The organism is Paenibacillus sp. FSL K6-2524 (genome assembly GCF_038005525.1).
In the GTDB taxonomy this organism is placed as follows: Bacteria; Bacillota; Bacilli; order Paenibacillales; family Paenibacillaceae; genus Fontibacillus; species Fontibacillus anaericanus.
Genome location: NZ_JBBOSP010000001.1, coordinates 4,570,493 through 4,586,723, shown reverse-complemented (window position 1 = coordinate 4,586,723; position 16,231 = coordinate 4,570,493). Strand labels below are relative to the sequence as shown.

General features: G+C 42.9%; 15 protein-coding genes. 10 read left to right on the top strand and 5 right to left on the bottom strand.

The window, feature by feature from the left end; all coding sequences use genetic code 11:
- The first annotated feature begins 2 nt into the window (after positions 1-2).
- Positions 3-1,091 (top strand): WG repeat-containing protein, encoded by a 1,089-nt coding sequence (locus NST85_RS21450; protein ID WP_246054064.1) that lies wholly within the window; start codon positions 3-5, stop codon positions 1,089-1,091.
- Positions 1,092-1,175: 84 nt separating this feature from the next.
- On the opposite strand, the gene rpsT is transcribed toward NST85_RS21450, so the two are convergent.
- Positions 1,176-1,451: a 30S ribosomal protein S20 gene (rpsT, locus tag NST85_RS21445; RefSeq protein ID WP_127192257.1), complete on the bottom strand. Its 276-nt coding sequence runs from the start codon at positions 1,449-1,451 to the stop codon at positions 1,176-1,178.
- A gap of 173 nt (positions 1,452-1,624) precedes the next feature.
- On the opposite strand from rpsT, the gene gpr reads away from it, so the two are divergent.
- The 4 genes from gpr to NST85_RS21425 all read left to right on the top strand — a co-directional run bounded on the left by gpr (position 1,625) and on the right by NST85_RS21425 (position 5,895).
- The gene (gene gpr, locus NST85_RS21440) at positions 1,625-2,638 is read left to right on the top strand and encodes a GPR endopeptidase (RefSeq protein ID WP_127192258.1); all 1,014 of its coding nucleotides are present in this window, start codon (positions 1,625-1,627) and stop codon (positions 2,636-2,638) included.
- A gap of 347 nt (positions 2,639-2,985) precedes the next feature.
- Entirely contained in the window at positions 2,986-4,287 is a 1,302-nt protein-coding gene (locus NST85_RS21435) for a stage II sporulation protein P (protein ID WP_127192259.1), read from the top strand.
- A gap of 48 nt (positions 4,288-4,335) precedes the next feature.
- Entirely contained in the window at positions 4,336-4,710 is a 375-nt protein-coding gene (locus tag NST85_RS21430; protein WP_127192260.1) for a hypothetical protein, read from the top strand.
- A gap of 123 nt (positions 4,711-4,833) precedes the next feature.
- Complete coding sequence (locus NST85_RS21425; protein WP_246054053.1) at positions 4,834-5,895, top strand: LacI family DNA-binding transcriptional regulator; 1,062 nt, start codon at positions 4,834-4,836, stop codon at positions 5,893-5,895.
- Between the two features lie 122 nt (positions 5,896-6,017).
- Here the strand turns inward: NST85_RS21425 and NST85_RS21420 are convergent, their stop codons facing one another.
- From NST85_RS21420 to NST85_RS21405, 4 genes are all read right to left on the bottom strand, one after another.
- Positions 6,018-7,196: a glycoside hydrolase family 130 protein gene (locus NST85_RS21420; protein ID WP_127192261.1), complete on the bottom strand. Its 1,179-nt coding sequence runs from the start codon at positions 7,194-7,196 to the stop codon at positions 6,018-6,020.
- A 23-nt stretch (positions 7,197-7,219) separates the two neighbouring features.
- A complete protein-coding gene (locus NST85_RS21415) occupies positions 7,220-8,431 on the bottom strand; it encodes an AGE family epimerase/isomerase (protein WP_127192262.1) in 1,212 nt (403 codons plus the stop codon).
- Positions 8,431-9,408 carry a glycoside hydrolase family 113 gene (locus NST85_RS21410; RefSeq protein WP_341190329.1) on the bottom strand — a complete coding sequence of 326 codons (978 nt, stop codon included), beginning with the start codon at positions 9,406-9,408 and terminating at the stop codon, positions 8,431-8,433. The genes NST85_RS21415 and NST85_RS21410 overlap by 1 nt, the downstream gene beginning before the upstream one ends.
- A 241-nt stretch (positions 9,409-9,649) precedes the next feature.
- Positions 9,650-10,681 carry a LacI family DNA-binding transcriptional regulator gene (locus NST85_RS21405; protein WP_127192264.1) on the bottom strand — a complete coding sequence of 344 codons (1,032 nt, stop codon included), beginning with the start codon at positions 10,679-10,681 and terminating at the stop codon, positions 9,650-9,652.
- A 250-nt stretch (positions 10,682-10,931) separates the two neighbouring features.
- Here NST85_RS21405 and NST85_RS21400 point away from each other — a divergent pair, with 250 nt between their 5' ends.
- The 5 genes from NST85_RS21400 (at position 10,932) to NST85_RS21380 (ending at position 16,221) form a co-directional block, all read left to right on the top strand.
- A complete protein-coding gene (locus NST85_RS21400) occupies positions 10,932-12,290 on the top strand; it encodes an ABC transporter substrate-binding protein (RefSeq protein WP_127192265.1) in 1,359 nt (452 codons plus the stop codon).
- Between the two features lie 111 nt (positions 12,291-12,401).
- Positions 12,402-13,277: a carbohydrate ABC transporter permease gene (locus tag NST85_RS21395; protein ID WP_127192266.1), complete on the top strand. Its 876-nt coding sequence runs from the start codon at positions 12,402-12,404 to the stop codon at positions 13,275-13,277.
- A gap of 1 nt (position 13,278) precedes the next feature.
- The gene (locus NST85_RS21390; protein WP_127192267.1) at positions 13,279-14,112 is read left to right on the top strand and encodes a carbohydrate ABC transporter permease; all 834 of its coding nucleotides are present in this window, start codon (positions 13,279-13,281) and stop codon (positions 14,110-14,112) included.
- Between the two features lie 36 nt (positions 14,113-14,148).
- Positions 14,149-15,171: a glycoside hydrolase family 130 protein gene (locus NST85_RS21385; protein ID WP_127192268.1), complete on the top strand. Its 1,023-nt coding sequence runs from the start codon at positions 14,149-14,151 to the stop codon at positions 15,169-15,171.
- 90 nt (positions 15,172-15,261) lie between these two features.
- Entirely contained in the window at positions 15,262-16,221 is a 960-nt protein-coding gene (locus tag NST85_RS21380) for an alpha/beta fold hydrolase (protein ID WP_127192269.1), read from the top strand.
- Positions 16,222-16,231: the final 10 nt, after the last annotated feature.

The following is a 16,231-nucleotide window of genomic DNA, read 5'->3' as shown; positions in this document are numbered from 1 at the left end:
AAATGATGCTCTCTTGTGCCTTGATATTGATATTAAGTTTTATGAGTGTTGGAGTTGTAAGAGCTGATGCGTTACCTAATCTCAAACCGGCCTTAAGTGAGGTTGAAACTGTTAGTAAACAGTTATATGTGATTTGGAGAGACGGGAAATATGGATTTATTGATAGTACAGGGAAAGAAATCATTAAAGCTGTGTACGACGGGGCTGGCTCTGAATATGTACATGCGCAGTCAGTTTATGTAATAGATCAATCCAAAGGGATACAAGTATATTATGATGCCAATGGAAATGAGCTCTTTGAATGTCAGATCAATCAATGTAGCTATTTATCTGAAGGAATGGCTGTATATGAACAGAAGGTTATTCAATCGGACGGAACCTATGTTAAGAGATACGGTTATGTGAATGATAAGGGCCAGCAAGTCGTTGAACCTGTGTTTCATCGTGCATCACATTTTAAAGAAGGGCTGGCCCGGGTGAATATGGGCAAAGCTGGCGGCTACATCGATAAGAACGGAGCACAGGCTATTCCTTTGCGTTTCAGTAGTACGACTGATTTCTCTGAAGGATTGGCTGTCGTTCAATTGACGGTCAGAGGTAAGTACGCTTATATTGATAAATCGGGCAAGATGGTTATTCCCGCTCGCTATACTTATGCCGGCCCTTTCTCGGATGGAGCAGCTGTTGTGAATGTGAATGGAAAGTATGGATATATCGATCGTAAGGGTAAGTATATTCTTACCCCACAGTTTACTGCTGCCCAGCCTTTTTCTGAAGGGTTGGCTTTTGTAGAAAGGAACGGAAAATCTTTCTATATTGATAAACAAGGTAAGAAAAAGATCCTCAATCTTACAGCAGGCGGACGATTCGTAGATGGTCTGGCACCAGCAAGTACCGGCCAGAAATACGGGTTTATTAATAAGACTGGGAAGTTCGTTGTAAAGGCTGATTTGGAATGGGCAGACTCATTTGTTGGCGACTTAGCCTGGGTGTATGTGAAGCTAAATGAGACGCCCCAAGGTACAGATGGCTACATTGAGGGATATATGAATAAGCAAGGTGAACTTATATGGACTGGGGTACGCAATTAGCAAATAAAATCAATATCCTGCACCAAAAAGACCTGAACGAATTCGTCCAGGTCTTTTTAGGCTTAAGTTTATAAATAGCGACTCTTACGCTTGTTGGGACGTAAGGGCGTTTAATTTTTTAGCCAAGCGGGATTTCTTACGGGAAGCTGCATTCTTATGGATCAAACCTTTAGATACGGCTTTGTCCAATTTCTTAGTAGCAGCTGCGAAAGCGGTTTTAGCTACTTCCACTTCGTTGTTCGCTAGAGCAGTATCGGCAGTTTTCACCACTGTACGTAGAGCGGACTTTTGCGAAATGTTAAGAGCGCGGCGCTTGTCGTTCGTTTTTACACGTTTGATTGCTGATTTAATGTTAGGCATTGCATTCACCTCCTGTAAAGCATATATATCAACCCAGATGATTCACAACTTAAAATATTTTATCACGCAGCAGGTTAAAAAGCAATAAATTCATCATAAATCGTAAAGTCTGCATAATCGGTTTGTCTCTCCCACACAATATAGGCAAGTAAGGAAAAGGAGGACAACAAGACATGAATTTGGATTTACGGGAGTATTCGGTTCGCACCGATTTGGCAGTGGAGTCTAAAGCGATTGCAGAGGCCGAGCATGGTGGTCCCGTGCCGGGACTGCATGAGGATATAGATGAACTGGATGGTATTAAGGTTACACGGCTTGATGTTCAGGACGAGGCAGCATCACAGAAGATTGGTAGGGTTAAAGGACATTATATTACATTTGAAGTTCCGGGCCTACGTAGTCAGGATACTGAGCTTCAGGAAAAAGTTTCGAGTGTTTTCGCTAAGGAATTTTCTGGATTCATGAAGAAGCTTGGAATACAGTCTAATGCCAAGGTGCTTATCGTCGGGTTAGGCAACTGGAACGTGACACCAGATTCACTTGGTCCCCTCGTCGTAGAGAATGTCATGGTTACACGCCATTTCTTCGAATTAACGCCAGATCAGGTGTCTCCAGGATACCGTGATGTTAGCGCGATCGCTCCAGGAGTACTTGGTCTTACAGGTATCGAATCAAGCGATGTTGTACAAGGAATTGTTGATCGTACGAAACCTGATTTGATTATTGCGATTGATGCCCTGGCTTCTAGATCGCTGGAAAGGGTCAACACTACCATCCAGGTTGCTGACATTGGTATTCATCCAGGTTCAGGCATTGGAAATAAACGGCGGGGTCTTACGAAGGAAATTTTAGGTGTTCCTTGTATCGCTATTGGTGTCCCAACTGTGTGTTACGCCTCCACGATTGTGAACAATGTGTTTGATATGATGACAGCACACTTCAATGACGAAAGTGGCGGAGATCAAGCTCAGAGCAAGCAGATTATGGGGCTCCTCACCGATTTGAATGAAGGAGAGCGACTAGGTCTGGTAAAAGAAGTGCTGGAACCCCTCGGACATGATCTGATTGTGACACCGAAGGAGATCGATGAATTCATTGAAGATATCGCTAATATTATTGCGACTGGGCTAAATCGTGCACTGCATGAAGCGGTAGATCGAGATAACGTGGCTGCTTACACGCATTAATTAGAGTAGCACCCACCCCTAACAGAACAATCTATGAAGTTCGCAATCTAGCGAACTTCTTTTTTTTGTGAGAATTGGGGTTCTATCTTCCGCAGTAGGTTCATAGATTTGAAATATAGAGATGTTCAAAAAATCATCTATTGATCACGTAGTAATTCAAGAAGTACATTCGGCATCGAATCTGATTCCAACCCTCAAAGTCCGTTGCTCATGTAGGTTTGCCTACATTCCGCTACTCCTTTTTCGGTTCGAAATCACCTTCTCGGTGCTGAATAGTCGATTTTTTGAACTCGTATTAATAGAGATGTTCAAAAAGTCATCTATTGTCTGAAGGAGGACATACGAATATGAAATTCAGAACCTGGAACGTTGGAAAGATGAGACGTAATCTAATGCATGTGCTCGCCATGGGCCAAACGTTTCTGCTACTGTCGGTTCTATCCGTGGTATTTTTTGTTTTGTTAGGGTTTGGCGGTATTGCAGAGAAACACTTCAACACTTCACCTGTTACCTCTATGAAGGGATTAGCGTCTTCCCTGTCGAGCAATTTTTTTATCGGAATGCTAGGTATGGAATTGCCACAAAGTACAACGGAGAAGCAAGCCCCCACCTTTTCGGGAAAACAAATGACTACGTTTGTGTTTCAATTGCTGACGGATATTAATCCCTCTGATCCGAAAAGCCTTGTTGCTCGTGAAGTGCCAGGCTTAGGTGCAGATAGCCCCATACTGCTGCGTACTGGATCGGGGAACGAGACGGTGCAGGCACCGGAGGACTATCGCCCTGGGACTGGAGCGGAAGGAAGTGCACCCGATCATCAGGATCCAGGAGACATTACACATCCAGAGCCTGATGTTGAATCAGGGCAACCTGAACCTTCTGAAGCCCCAGATGGGGGAACGAAGGATCCGGAAGATCCAGCCATCAAACCTGGGAACAAGAATATCTTCATGATCTATCATTCTCATCCACAAGAATCATATAATCCACTATTGGGCAAGGACATCGATAACCCTGGGTCGACAGATCGCAAGAAGAATGTAGGGCTCGTCGGAGACATCCTTTCTAAGGAACTCGAACGTAAAGGTGTTGCTTCTCTCCATGCTTATGAGAACTATGCGGCTACAGTAAGTGGCTATAATTATAATTATTCCTACAAATATACGCGCGAAACGATTAAGCAAGCTATGGCGGAAAACGGTAAGCTGCAATATTTTATCGACATTCACAGAGATTCGCAGCGTCATGAGAAAACAACGACAACGATCAATGGAGAGACTTATGCGCAAGTGTATTTTATCATTGGTCACGGTAACGAGAACTGGCAGAAGAATGAAGCATTTGCGAGTTCCATTCATGATCGTCTAGAGAAGTCCTACTCAGGCATATCACGAGGGATCTGGGGCAAAACATCATCGCAAGGAAACGGGGAGTATAACCAGTCTATATCACCTGAGAGCATATTAATCGAGATCGGCGGGATAGACAATACGAAGGAAGAACTAGAACGGACGACTAAAGTATTGGCCGGGATACTGGCAGATCTGTATTGGGAAAGCCAAAGTGCAGATAAAGCAAGCTCTTTGACCAAGGATAATAAGAAGGTATCCACACCAGAAAAGAAAACTGCAACGAGCAAAAAGTCATAATGGACGAGGTTGGAGAGAAGGTAATTTAGATGGAAGAGAGTGATCTCCATGGCCAAAACGATGAGAAATGGTCTGCTGTATGGCATCCTACTTGTAGTAGGCGTTACCTTTGGGATGCAGATGGCGGAGTCGGGTACACGAACCACTTATGGACCAAGCCTAGATAACGGTGCATCTACCGTTACAGGCCAGGTTGTGGCCCCTGCTGGTCAAAGCGTTGTGCCAGAAAGTACGATACAGCAGAAACCCACTCCATCAGTGGCTCCTGTAGAGACGGTTCAGACGCCGGCTGATTTGTTGCTTCCTCCTCCTCAGCAGCCCCCTGTGGATCGATTAGCAGATAAGACAGCTAAGTTGTTACAGCAGGTATCCAAGAGGGGGATCCATTGGGTAGCTTCGTGGTTTGACTCCTCTACAGAGTGAATGGAAGAGGGAATACAATTAATTCTGGATGCGTAGTTTGTTGAGAGAGATAAATTTGTTATACTAACATTATATTATGATACAAACTGTTAGCGTTCATATGTTTCCCGGAGGGGTTTTCTTTTGAAAAAAATTACGATGCAGCAAATTGCCGATCATTTGGGCGTCTCGAAGTTTGTCGTCTCCAAAGCTCTATCGGGCAAAGGTGGCGTTAATGAAACGACGAAAGAGCGGGTCATTCAAGCTGCTTCTCAACTCGGTTATTTTACGCAAAAGAGCGGATACGTTAAAAATATTGTGCCTACGAGCATTCCCTTATCGACTGATCCTAATCAAGGGACGGTTCTTGTTCTTATGCCCAATATCCGCTTTCAGAACAAGGATTCATTGTACTGGGGCAAAGTATTGGAAGGCATTTCGCGAGAACTTGAGCTCCGAAGTTTGGGTATGATTATCGTTTCAGAGCCGCGGGGAGATCATTTCTTACAAGCGATAAATCCGGAAGGGATATTAGGTATGGTGGGCGTGGGACAGATTGAGACCTCGCTGTTATTAGAAGCGCATCGCACTGGCTTTCCGATGGTACTCGTTGATCATGAAGATTACCTTATTCCTTCCGATACGATATTTGCTAATAACCCCGATGGGATAGCGCGTATTGTGAATCATTTAATTGGTCTGGGGCATAGAGATCTGCATTTTCTTGGTAATGCATCCTTCTCACGGAGTTTTCGTGACCGGTGGATTGGGTTTCGCAGTACATTGGAGGATAACGGCTTGAAGCCGCAGGAAGATCACGATGATATGCTGATGCTTGAAGGTATTGAAACAGGGCAATTTCAAGAACGATTTATAGAATGGGCCCAGCGAAGAATAGACTCGAAGACACTGCCGACAGCTTTGGTCTGTGCTAACGATTTGATCGCAATTACGGTTACAACAGTGCTAAACTCCCTGGGACTGACGGTTCCAGATGACATTTCAGTTACTGGGTTTGATAACATTGATGACTCACTTCGGAGTCAGCCTGCACTCACGACGGTAAATGTTCCGAAGGAGCAAATGGGGCAAAGGGCAGTTAGGATGCTCATGGATCGACTGAGTAACCCAGGAATGGCACAGGAGAAAATATTGATTGCGGTGGATGTCGTCCACCGCGATTCCACGGCTGAGCCGAGTCACTGAGGTCGGAAGGGCCATGTGATGGACAGGATAATCCGTTATCGTAGCGGGTTCCTAGACGAATGTGAGTTGAATTGATAAGAGGCCGCGAGAATAATCGCAGCCTCTTTTTGTATGCAATCGTGTTATTTTACAAGTGATAAATTACGGTTAACTAGCTCAATACGCTGCTGAACGCAGGCGTAAGTACGAAGCGGGTCTTGCGGCGTGTTGATCACATAGTCGAGCAAGCGGTCTAGGGTTGTTGTTGCCACATGAATTCGCGTATCGGAAGAAGCGTAATATATGTACACTTCACCGTTATCGCGGGCGATCACGCCGTTACAGAATACAACGTTAGATACGTCGCCAACACGTTCTTCGCCTTCCGGAGCAATCAAATGACCTCCTGGCGAATAGATGACGCGATGAGGGTCATTTAGGTCAGTAAGGAATGCGTACAACACGTAACGGAGTCCTGCAGCGGTATTTCGTACACCATGCGCAATATGTAACCATCCCTTAGGTGTGCGGATTGGAGCAGGGCCTTGACCGTTTTTAACTTCCTTAATCGTATGATATTGACGCTCATCGACGATGATTTCCTCATCAATGATGGCATTTTCAATGGAGTCTGCGATACCCCAACCGATCCCTCCGCCTGATCCGGTGTCGATGAATCCATCTTGAGGGCGAGTATAGAAGGCGTACTTTCCATCTACAAACTCGGGATGTAGCACCACGTTGCGTTGCTGTGGAGATTTGGTTTTCAAGTCAGCGAGACGTTCCCACGACTTCAGGTCTTTGGTACGAGCGATCCCGCATTGGGCTGTAGCGCTGGACAAGTCGCCTCTTGGAGCATCAGGATCCTTACGTTCCGTACAGAACAGGCCGTAAATCCAGCCGTCTTCATGTTGTACGAGTCGCATATCGTAGACATTAATGTCAGGGTCTTCTGTCTCAGGCATAACTACAGGATGATCCCAGAAACGGAATCCTTCTACACCGTTGTCACTTTCAGCTATTGCAAAAAATGATTTGCGGTCCACTCCTTCAACACGGGCTACCAGATAAAATGTACCGTTTATTTCGATAGCTCCAGGGTTAAATACTCCATTGATTCCAAGTCGTTCGGAAAAGAAGGGATTGCTCTCTGGATTGAAATCATATTTCCAAATGAGGGGAGCATGCTCGGCAGTTAGAAGAGGGTTCTGATAGCGGTCATAGATCCCATTACCAAAAGGGATTTTTTGATTGGGGCGTGCGATAAGTTTCTCGTAACGAGCGGTTAGTTCCGTTTTGCGTTCATTATAAATTGATGTCATGTGTAAACCTCCATATATTTTTTTTATGAATGATGGTTGTGATTACTGTTCAATCGATGTAACATTTCCAAGCATGCTCTCCCGTTATGGTAAGGACATTTCCAGACACTTACTTTGGGATCGTGAGTCAGGGGAACTCCTTGTTGGTTGACAGACCAGTACCACTCACCGTGAATCTGATCGACAATATAATTACGAATAAAGTTCCATGAACGTAGGGAGGCTTCTTCAAACTTGGAATCCCCTGTCAATTGAAAGGCGTTGTAGAAGCCGATCATAGCTTCCGCTTGCGGCCACCAATCTTTATTGCTGTCTGTAATACCACTCTCATCGGCTTCATTCCAGATACCGCCATCTTCGTCTACGCCTTTTACTAAAACAGCTTCAGCCATCTGAACGGCAATATGTTGCACCTGGCTCAAGAGCTCTGAATCACCGAGAACTTCGGCTGCTTCAACGAGTAACCAACTTCCCTCGATATCATGACCGTAGGAGATGTGATGGGACTTGATAGTCCATTCTTCATCGAAGAAGAGACGGAAGTGGAAGCTATCCGGATCGATAATATGATTCATGGTTACTTCAATTAATTCTTTCAGCTTCTCTTTTAAATCAGCAGAAGGCCAAATTCGGTATAGGTTTGTATAAGCCTCAAGAACATGGAGATGTGTGTTCATAGATTTCTTCTCATTCAGGTCCTTATCGCTCAGCGTTAAGTCATCCGTCTGCCGCCAATCTCTGGCTAATGCTTCAACATATCCTTGGTTTATAGAATCGTAACTATGTTTCTCCAGCAGATAGAATAACTCACTGGCTTGATCCTTCAGTTCCTCACGGCCTGTGGCTAAAAAATATTCAGCTAGCGCATATATAACAAAAGCCTGACCGTATACTTGCTTTTTATCCTGCATGGGATTCCCTTGATAATTGACCGTCCAAAATAATCCACCGTACACCGGATCTACAAATTTACTCTGCAGATAAGTATAAGCCCGATCCGCCATCTCCAAGTATTTCCTGTTGTTAGGATACTTGCGGGAAGCTGCGGCGAAAGTCCATAATATTCGGGCAGTTAGTACGAGACCTTTATCAGATTGGTCATCTTTATTCATCGCTTGATCGATATGACTGATAAACCCACCATTTACTTCATCCAGCGTGTGTTCAAGCCAGAAAGACAATATATTATCTTGTAACTCCTCTTCAAGTTGGCGCTTCCAATCTGTATGATTCATTAATTTATTTCACTCTCCTTTACGTCTACGAATTCCCTGGTCTTTGAAACGTAGTGCTCTGCAATAACAGACTCAGCTTCTTTGCCGAAAACACAGTAATCGTCGTTAGTGGGGGCTATTTCCTGAGGATAAAGGACTGCTGGCCAATCCCAGAGCATAAATCCTTGAACCCACGACCTGGCCTCACAAGCACTGAACATCGTACGGTAAAATTCTGCCTGTTCCGATTCGTTGGGATTACCGACTAGCATCCAATCATTCGGAATAGCACTTGAACCTGTCCGACTTGGACATCCTGCTTCCATGAAGAAGAAGGGCTTGTTATATTCCATAACGACAGTCTCTATCCGATCTAACTGTAGTTCCCAATCATGGATGGGATAGTAACCGCTGGATGAAATGATGTCCAAGGCATCCCACCAAGATACGTTATCTTCTTGATATTTATCACAGTTATAGGTGATAAGTCCGGAGTAGACTGCCCTTACCTCCGATATGAGGTTGCGCCATTCTGTCTCACGGCGATCCGTTTGTACCATTTCACAGCCAATGCAGAACATTTCGCATCCCGTCTCTTCGGCGATTCTAGCGTAATGGATGATGTAACGGTTGTAGGAATGGAACCACTGAGACCATTTCGGCTCACAAGGTACATCCTTGTCAAAGAAATTAATATGAGCCCGCCAAGTCCCGTCAGAACAATTGACGATGGGCTTCAAACAGATCTTCAAACCTAGTGATCGGGCTTTATGAATAGCCCATTTCACCTCATCATCACTTACTGTAGGATTCTCCCAGAAGGGGATTTCAGTGGAATGAGCGGTTTTTTGCATCGCTGAGAAGGCTATGGCGGTCCAGTTGACTTGCGTCGTAGCTGACATTTGCTCCATAGAAAATGCAGCAGTAGTGTTGGCCCAAGTGCCACGTTCGCCCATGAATCCCCAGGTCATCCCTGCGATATATCCCTGCAGTTTCATATCATCAACCTTTCTTCAATGGGTATAATTTGTGGTTCAGATAGAGAAGGGTAATAATAACAAATGAACCTTTGTTATTATTTTGTTATATTTGTTATTATAAATATTATTATATAACATAACAATATATAGTTGAGATGAATTTTCGATAATTTTAAGGCATTGCAGAATGTGACTAAGATAGGATGCTAGAAAAAACAAAAAAACCACCGATTGGTGGTTTTTTTGATGAAATGTAAGTTTAGTCGTTAGTTGTTGCGGATTCATCATTCAGTTTGCGAACAGAGTCCCGGAAAATAATCTTACCTTGAACTAGGATTCGACCGGTTTGGCGATTCGGGTTGGATACTTTCTCCATGATTGATTTCACGGCCGTACGTGCCATTTGGTCAATATCAACTTCCACAGTAGTAAGCTGTGGAGTCGAAAGAGTTGCGTAAATATCATTGTCAAACCCGACCACTGAACAGTCTTCAGGGACTTTGAACCCCTTTGAATTGAGACGATCACATAATTCAAAGGCGATCTGATCACAGTTGCATACAAATGCTGTAGGCATATCCTCGGGTAATTCAATGTCAATGTATTTGCCATTCTCATCCCGATCGTTGAGTAGCAACTGATGATCTAAAGTTAGTCCATGCTCAAGTAAAGATTTATAGTAACCTAGAAAACGGTCCTGAATACTGCTTGTTGAATAAATATTTCCAACATAGGCGATTTCACGATGTCCGCTACGAATTAGATAATTGGTTATTTCATATGCGCCATAAAAGTTATCTGTAACAATTGAGTCGATCGCAGCATGCTCATCATAAAAATCCAAAAACAGCTTAGGCAAGTCCATATTCTGAACTGTTTCTATATATTGCTTACTAACTTGTCCCAAGATGATAATCCCGTCTACTTTGTTCTCGCTATAAATTCTTGGGAAGTTTAATAGCTGTTCATCTTCATTACTTAATATGTTCAAAATACCATAATAACCATAACTGTCTAAATGAAGGGCGATTTGTTGATAAACCTTTAAGTAGAAAGACTCGTTAGGTCCGGTAAAGCGCTGAGGAATCATGACTCCAATATTATAGGAAAGTCCATCCTTGATCGATTTAGCGGCAGAGTTGTACCGGTACCCCATTTCTGTGGCTAACTTTTTGATCTTTATTTTTAGGTTATCGCTAACGCCTTCTTTATCGCTTAGGGCCTTAGATACAGTTACACTGCTGACTCCTAGTTTGTTCGCGATATCCTGCATCGTTACATTAGTTCTCATAATTCCAATCACCATCCTGTATAGCTTGATCTCTATGAGATCAGCTAGTGAATTCTCGACAATAGTATACAATTTTATTTTCTAAATAGAAAGGAAACTAATTTTCACACATTATCAAGTGATACTAACTTAACATATGTATACTTATAACTTAATTAATTAATTTAATATTGACAAGTAAGCGTATGCATAATAGACTTTAGAAGTACTTTATCGATAACTTAATTTTGTAAACGAAAGGGGCAGAAAGATGAAAAGGAATAGAACATTATTAGGTTTAATGGCATTGGTGCTCGTGCTTACGATGGTAGCAGGATGTGGTTCGAAGAATAATAATTCGAACGAAGGTGCAAAGCCAACTAACTCGGCCAATACGAGCGAAACCGCCAAACCTGAGGAAACTGCGGCTCCGGAGATCTCCGGTGAAATTACCGTAATTACGCAAAGAACAGATATTGTAGATACAGTGTTCAAAGAGTATGCTACTGAGTTTAACAAAGAATATCCGGATGTAAAAGTGAACTTCCAAGGGTTGTCCGACTACGAAGGACAAATTACCGTTCGAATGAACTCTAACGATTATGGTGATGTTCTGTTGATACCAACTAGTATTCCACTTGCTGATACGGCACAATTCTTTGAGCCGTTAGGTGATTTGGCGGAAATGAGCAAACAATACATCGGTCTGGAAGAGAGAGCGGTTGATGGTAAAGCTTATGGTCTTCCAACGGCTGTTAACTTCTCAGGTATTCTCTACAATAAGAAAGTGTTCTCAGATGCTGGTATCACAACGGCTCCAAGAACACCAGATGAGTTTCTGGCTGCACTGAAAGCGATTAAGGACAAAGGTGACGCTATTCCACTCTATACGAACTATGCTGATGGCTGGCCGTTGACGCAATGGGAAGCTGTACTGACTACTGCGGCGGGTAGCGTTGATTATGTGAACATTGACCAAGTAAATTCGGATGATAATTTTGTTCCAGGTAAACCTCACTATGATCTTTACAAAATCATGTACGACGCTGCAAAACAAGGTTTGATCGAACCTGACCCGACTACGACGAACTGGGATGCTTCCAAAGTCGATATGGCCAATGGGAAAATAGGCGCTATGGTACTTGGATCTTGGGCTATTGGCCAAGTGCAAGCTTTGGCTGCGAATCCTGATGACATCGCTTACATGCCTTATCCTACAAATGCTAAAGAAATTATCATGCCGCTAGCTGACGATTATACACTAGGAATTAGTGTGCACAGTAAGAACAAAGAAGCGGCAAGAGCATGGTTGGATTGGTTCATTAACAAATCAGGTTATCCAACAGAACAAGCAGGTGGAATGAGCCCTGTTGTTGGAGCTGAATTACCTGCTACATTGAAACAATTTGAAGGCACGGATGTGAAATTCGAATTGCAGACACCAGCTCAAGCTGGGCAAGAAGGTTTTGTTGATAAGATCGATAAAGATGCAGAAATCGGTCTGTGGCAGCCGGAATTCAAGAAACGTATTATCGAAGCGGGAATTGGTAACTTGAAAGACTCTTACGATGATATTATGAAAGATTTGAATGATGCTTGGGTTAAATCTCGCGCGAAAGTCGTGAAATAAGTAAGTGTTGAATAGAAGGTGGGGAACGCGCTTGAAGTGCGTTTCCCTTATCTTTCAAATGAAAGATATAGATTTAGATAGAGTAGAGTTAGTTCCTTGGAGGTGTGAGTGGTGTTCAAAAATTTAACTTATAAGACGCAGCGTCGAATCATCATTGTAGCTTTTTCAATTATTCCTGTGGCCTTGCTAATTACATTTGCTTATTTACCGGTTTTCAACATGTTTAAGTACAGCTTCACAAACTGGAACGGATACAGTAAGACTTATGATCATGTCGGCCTTGAAAACTACAAAACGATATTTACGGATTCTAAATATTTTACTGTGTTTAAGGTCGCTTTGTACTATTTTGGAGCAACCTTTGTACAGATGGGGCTAGCTTTATATTTTGCTACAATTCTAAGTTTTAAGACTCGATTCAAGAACTTTTTTAAAGGGGTACTATTTTTCCCTTTTCTTATGAATGGTGTAGCTATCGGTTTTATTTTCCTCTTTTTCTTCAGAGCGGATGGCACTTTAGATACGGTATTACAATTTATTGGTCTTGGGGACTTCACGCAAGGTTGGCTCCTGAATCCAAAAATTATTAACATTTCACTATCTGGCGCTTCAGTTTGGAGATATATGGGGTTTAACTTCATTATATTCTTGGGCGCGATCTCATCGATCGGCAAAGATATATACGAAGCTGCGGATATTGATGGTGCGAATCGTTGGCATCAATTTGTGCATATCATTATTCCTAGTATTCAAAAAATTCTACAGTTAAACCTGATCTTAGCTATTAGTGGTGCGATCAGTGCGTTTGACATTCCTTATATTATGACTAATGGCTCAAACGGCAGTAACACGTTCGTTATTCAAACTGTGACTACGGCCTTTAAATATAACAAATTAGGTATGGCTTCCGCCATGGCTGTGGTGCTGCTTATCATCGTCGTTCTTGTGACGGTACTTCAGAAGGCGCTGATCAAGGAGGATAAATAACATGTATAGACTGAAATATGCCACATCGGGTGTGTTTAAGTATATAACGTTGCTCCTAGGAGCATTCGTTGCGCTTGTACCGATTGTCGTCGTTCTGTTCGCCTCACTGAAGACAAACAAAGAATATGGGTCCACGGGTCCGCTGACTCCTCCTGAAAGTTGGACGAATTTCGCTAACTATACCAAGGCATTTGTAGAAGGAAAGATGTTGCTTGGATTCGGAAATACCGTATTTATTGTAGTTGTGTCAATCATTGGTGCATCATTGATTGGTTCTATGATCGCTTATGTATTGAACCGTTTCAAATTCCGCGGGAGTAAATTGTTAATGGGGGCATTCTTACTGGCTACTTTAATCCCAAGTGTAACGACCCAAGTTGCTACATTTCGGATCATCAATGCATTTCATTTGGTTGATACGCGTTTTGCTCCAATTCTTCTCTATCTCGGGACCGATATCATAGCCGTATATATTTTCTTGCAGTTTTTGGACACGATCTCTGAATCTCTTGATGAATCTGCGATGTTAGATGGCGCCTCTTATTTCACGATTTATGGAAGAATTATTCTGCCATTGCTAGCCCCAGCGATAGTAACCGTCATCATTATTAAAGGTGTTAATGTTTACAATGACTTCTACACTCCTTTCCTTTACATGCCAAGTGAGGAGTTACAAGTAATCTCGACAGCCTTGTATAAATTTAAAGGTCCATATGGCTCACAATGGGAAGTCATTTGCGCGGCTATTATGATTACGATTGTTCCGATTCTAATTGCGTTCATATCATTACAAAAATATATATACAACGGATTTGCACAGGGTTCAGAAAAATAAAAATAATTACGTAATTTGCGGAAGGAGTTTTACATCATGACAGAAGTGAAAATTATTGGAGAAAATCTACCGAATATGCCTTGGCAAAACAAACCGGAGAGCGCTGTGGGTCCCGTGTGGAGACATAGTGATAACCCGGTAATCAATAGAAACCCTGCTAAAGGGATCGCGCGCATATTCAATAGCGCTGTTGCCGCCTATGAAGATCGTTTTGTTGGTGTGTTCCGTGCAGAAACGATCAATGGCCGTCCTCATTTACATATGGGCTGGAGTGACGATGCGCTGAACTGGAAAATTGAAGAGGAACGAATTGAATTTGTTAATGAAAAAGGGCAGCCATTCCAACCGAACTACGCGTATGATCCGCGATTAGTAAAGGTAGAAGGTACTTACTATATTATCTGGTGCACTGATTTCTACGGCGCAGCAATAGGTGTCGCAAAGACAGATGATTTCAGGACGTTTGTCCGTCTGGATAATCCATTCTTACCATTTAACCGTAATGGGGTACTCTTTCCGAGAAAGATTAATGATAATTTCGTGATGTTATCTCGTCCGAGTGACAGTGGGCATACGCCATTTGGCGATGTGTTTCTGAGTGAAAGTCCGGACTTTGTATATTGGGGTAAACATCGTCACGTCATGACCAAAGGTGGTCAAGGCTGGTGGCAATCTGTCAAAATTGGCGGCGGTCCGGCCCCGATCGAAACGACAGAGGGCTGGTTGATGTTCTACCATGGTGTAACTGGAACATGCAACGGATTTGTGTACAGTATGGGGGCGGTGATTCTTGATCTGGAAGAACCATCGAAGGTCAAATACCGCTCTAGTACCTACGTATTAACACCGGAAGAATGGTATGAAGAGAGAGGGTTTGTAAATAACGTGGTGTTCCCATGCTCAACACTTTTTGATGCGGAGAGTGGCAGAATCGCAATTTACTACGGAGCGGCAGATACCTATGTTGGAGTAGCTTATACGACAGTGCAAGAAATCGTGGACTATGTGATTGAGACGAATGAAGTAGTGGCTGATGACGCGGAAATTGGTATTATCTAATTCGCAATAAAGTGTAGACATAAATATTCAAAATAAAAACGGATTATATCTTGCGATTAATCCGTTTTTGTTTATTTAGGAGGAATGAAGTTGGCTAACGATATGACTTTAGCAGAACTGAAGAAATACAGTGGTAGCAGTCCTAGACCGGATTATTACAATGCATATTGGGAGAAGGCTTTACAAGAGTTAGATGGAGTGTCATTAGAATACGAGTTAGTGCCTGCTGATTTCAAGAGTGAACATGCAGAGTGTTACCATTTGTACTTTACCGGCGTCGGTGGAGCGAGAATACACGCTAAATATGTTAAACCTAGCATAATCAAAGAGAAAGGACCTGGAATGGCTTACTTCCACGGCTATGCCTGTGATAGTGGAGATTGGATAGATAAAGTGACCTTTGCTGCACATGGTATTTCGGTACTTGCAATGGATTGCCGTGGCCAAGGCGGCCTTTCGGAAGATAACCTGACCGTTCAGGGAACGACGATTCGTGGGCATATTATTCGCGGTGTGGATGACCCTGATCCTGATAAATTGTATTTCAGGAATGTATTTCTTGATACCGTACAGACCGTTAGAATTCTGATGTCCATGGAACACATTGATCCAGAACGAATCGGAGTACATGGTCTCTCTCAAGGTGGGGCATTAACGATCGCTTGTGCTGGACTAGAACCACGTGTGAAGCTAGCGATTCCTGTTTATCCATTTTTGTCTGATTATCGCAGGGCTTGGGAACTCGATATCACAACATCTGCTTACGAAGAATTGTCCTATTATTTCCGTTTCTTCGATCCACATCATCATCGCGAGGATGAATTGTTCAATAAGCTCGGACTAATTGATATTCAGAATTTGGCAGATCGTATTCAAGCTAAAGTCCTGTTTGTAACAGGTTTATCTGACACAGTCTGTCCGCCGTCCACTCAGTTTGCAGCTTATAACAAAATCACATCCGATAAGGAGTTACTCGTTTATTACGAGTATGGTCATGAGTATTTGCCTCGTCTAAGCGATCGCACATTACAAGAGTTTCTGAAACTGTAAGAATAGTTCA

What these genes read in the sequence shown, in the direction of transcription:
- NST85_RS21450 (WP_246054064.1), top strand. Translation starts at nt 3, where the DNA reads ATGATGCTCTCTTGTGCCTTGATATTGATATTAAGTTTTATGAGTGTT.
- rpsT (WP_127192257.1), bottom strand. Translation starts at nt 1,451, where the DNA reads ATGCCTAACATTAAATCAGCAATCAAACGTGTAAAAACGAACGACAAG.
- gpr (WP_127192258.1), top strand. Translation starts at nt 1,625, where the DNA reads ATGAATTTGGATTTACGGGAGTATTCGGTTCGCACCGATTTGGCAGTG.
- NST85_RS21435 (WP_127192259.1), top strand. Translation starts at nt 2,986, where the DNA reads ATGAAATTCAGAACCTGGAACGTTGGAAAGATGAGACGTAATCTAATG.
- NST85_RS21430 (WP_127192260.1), top strand. Translation starts at nt 4,336, where the DNA reads ATGGCCAAAACGATGAGAAATGGTCTGCTGTATGGCATCCTACTTGTA.
- NST85_RS21420 (WP_127192261.1), bottom strand. Translation starts at nt 7,196, where the DNA reads ATGACATCAATTTATAATGAACGCAAAACGGAACTAACCGCTCGTTAC.
- NST85_RS21415 (WP_127192262.1), bottom strand. Translation starts at nt 8,431, where the DNA reads ATGAATCATACAGATTGGAAGCGCCAACTTGAAGAGGAGTTACAAGAT.
- NST85_RS21410 (WP_341190329.1), bottom strand. Translation starts at nt 9,408, where the DNA reads ATGAAACTGCAGGGATATATCGCAGGGATGACCTGGGGATTCATGGGC.
- NST85_RS21405 (WP_127192264.1), bottom strand. Translation starts at nt 10,681, where the DNA reads ATGAGAACTAATGTAACGATGCAGGATATCGCGAACAAACTAGGAGTC.
- NST85_RS21400 (WP_127192265.1), top strand. Translation starts at nt 10,932, where the DNA reads ATGAAAAGGAATAGAACATTATTAGGTTTAATGGCATTGGTGCTCGTG.
- NST85_RS21390 (WP_127192267.1), top strand. Translation starts at nt 13,279, where the DNA reads ATGTATAGACTGAAATATGCCACATCGGGTGTGTTTAAGTATATAACG.
- NST85_RS21385 (WP_127192268.1), top strand. Translation starts at nt 14,149, where the DNA reads ATGACAGAAGTGAAAATTATTGGAGAAAATCTACCGAATATGCCTTGG.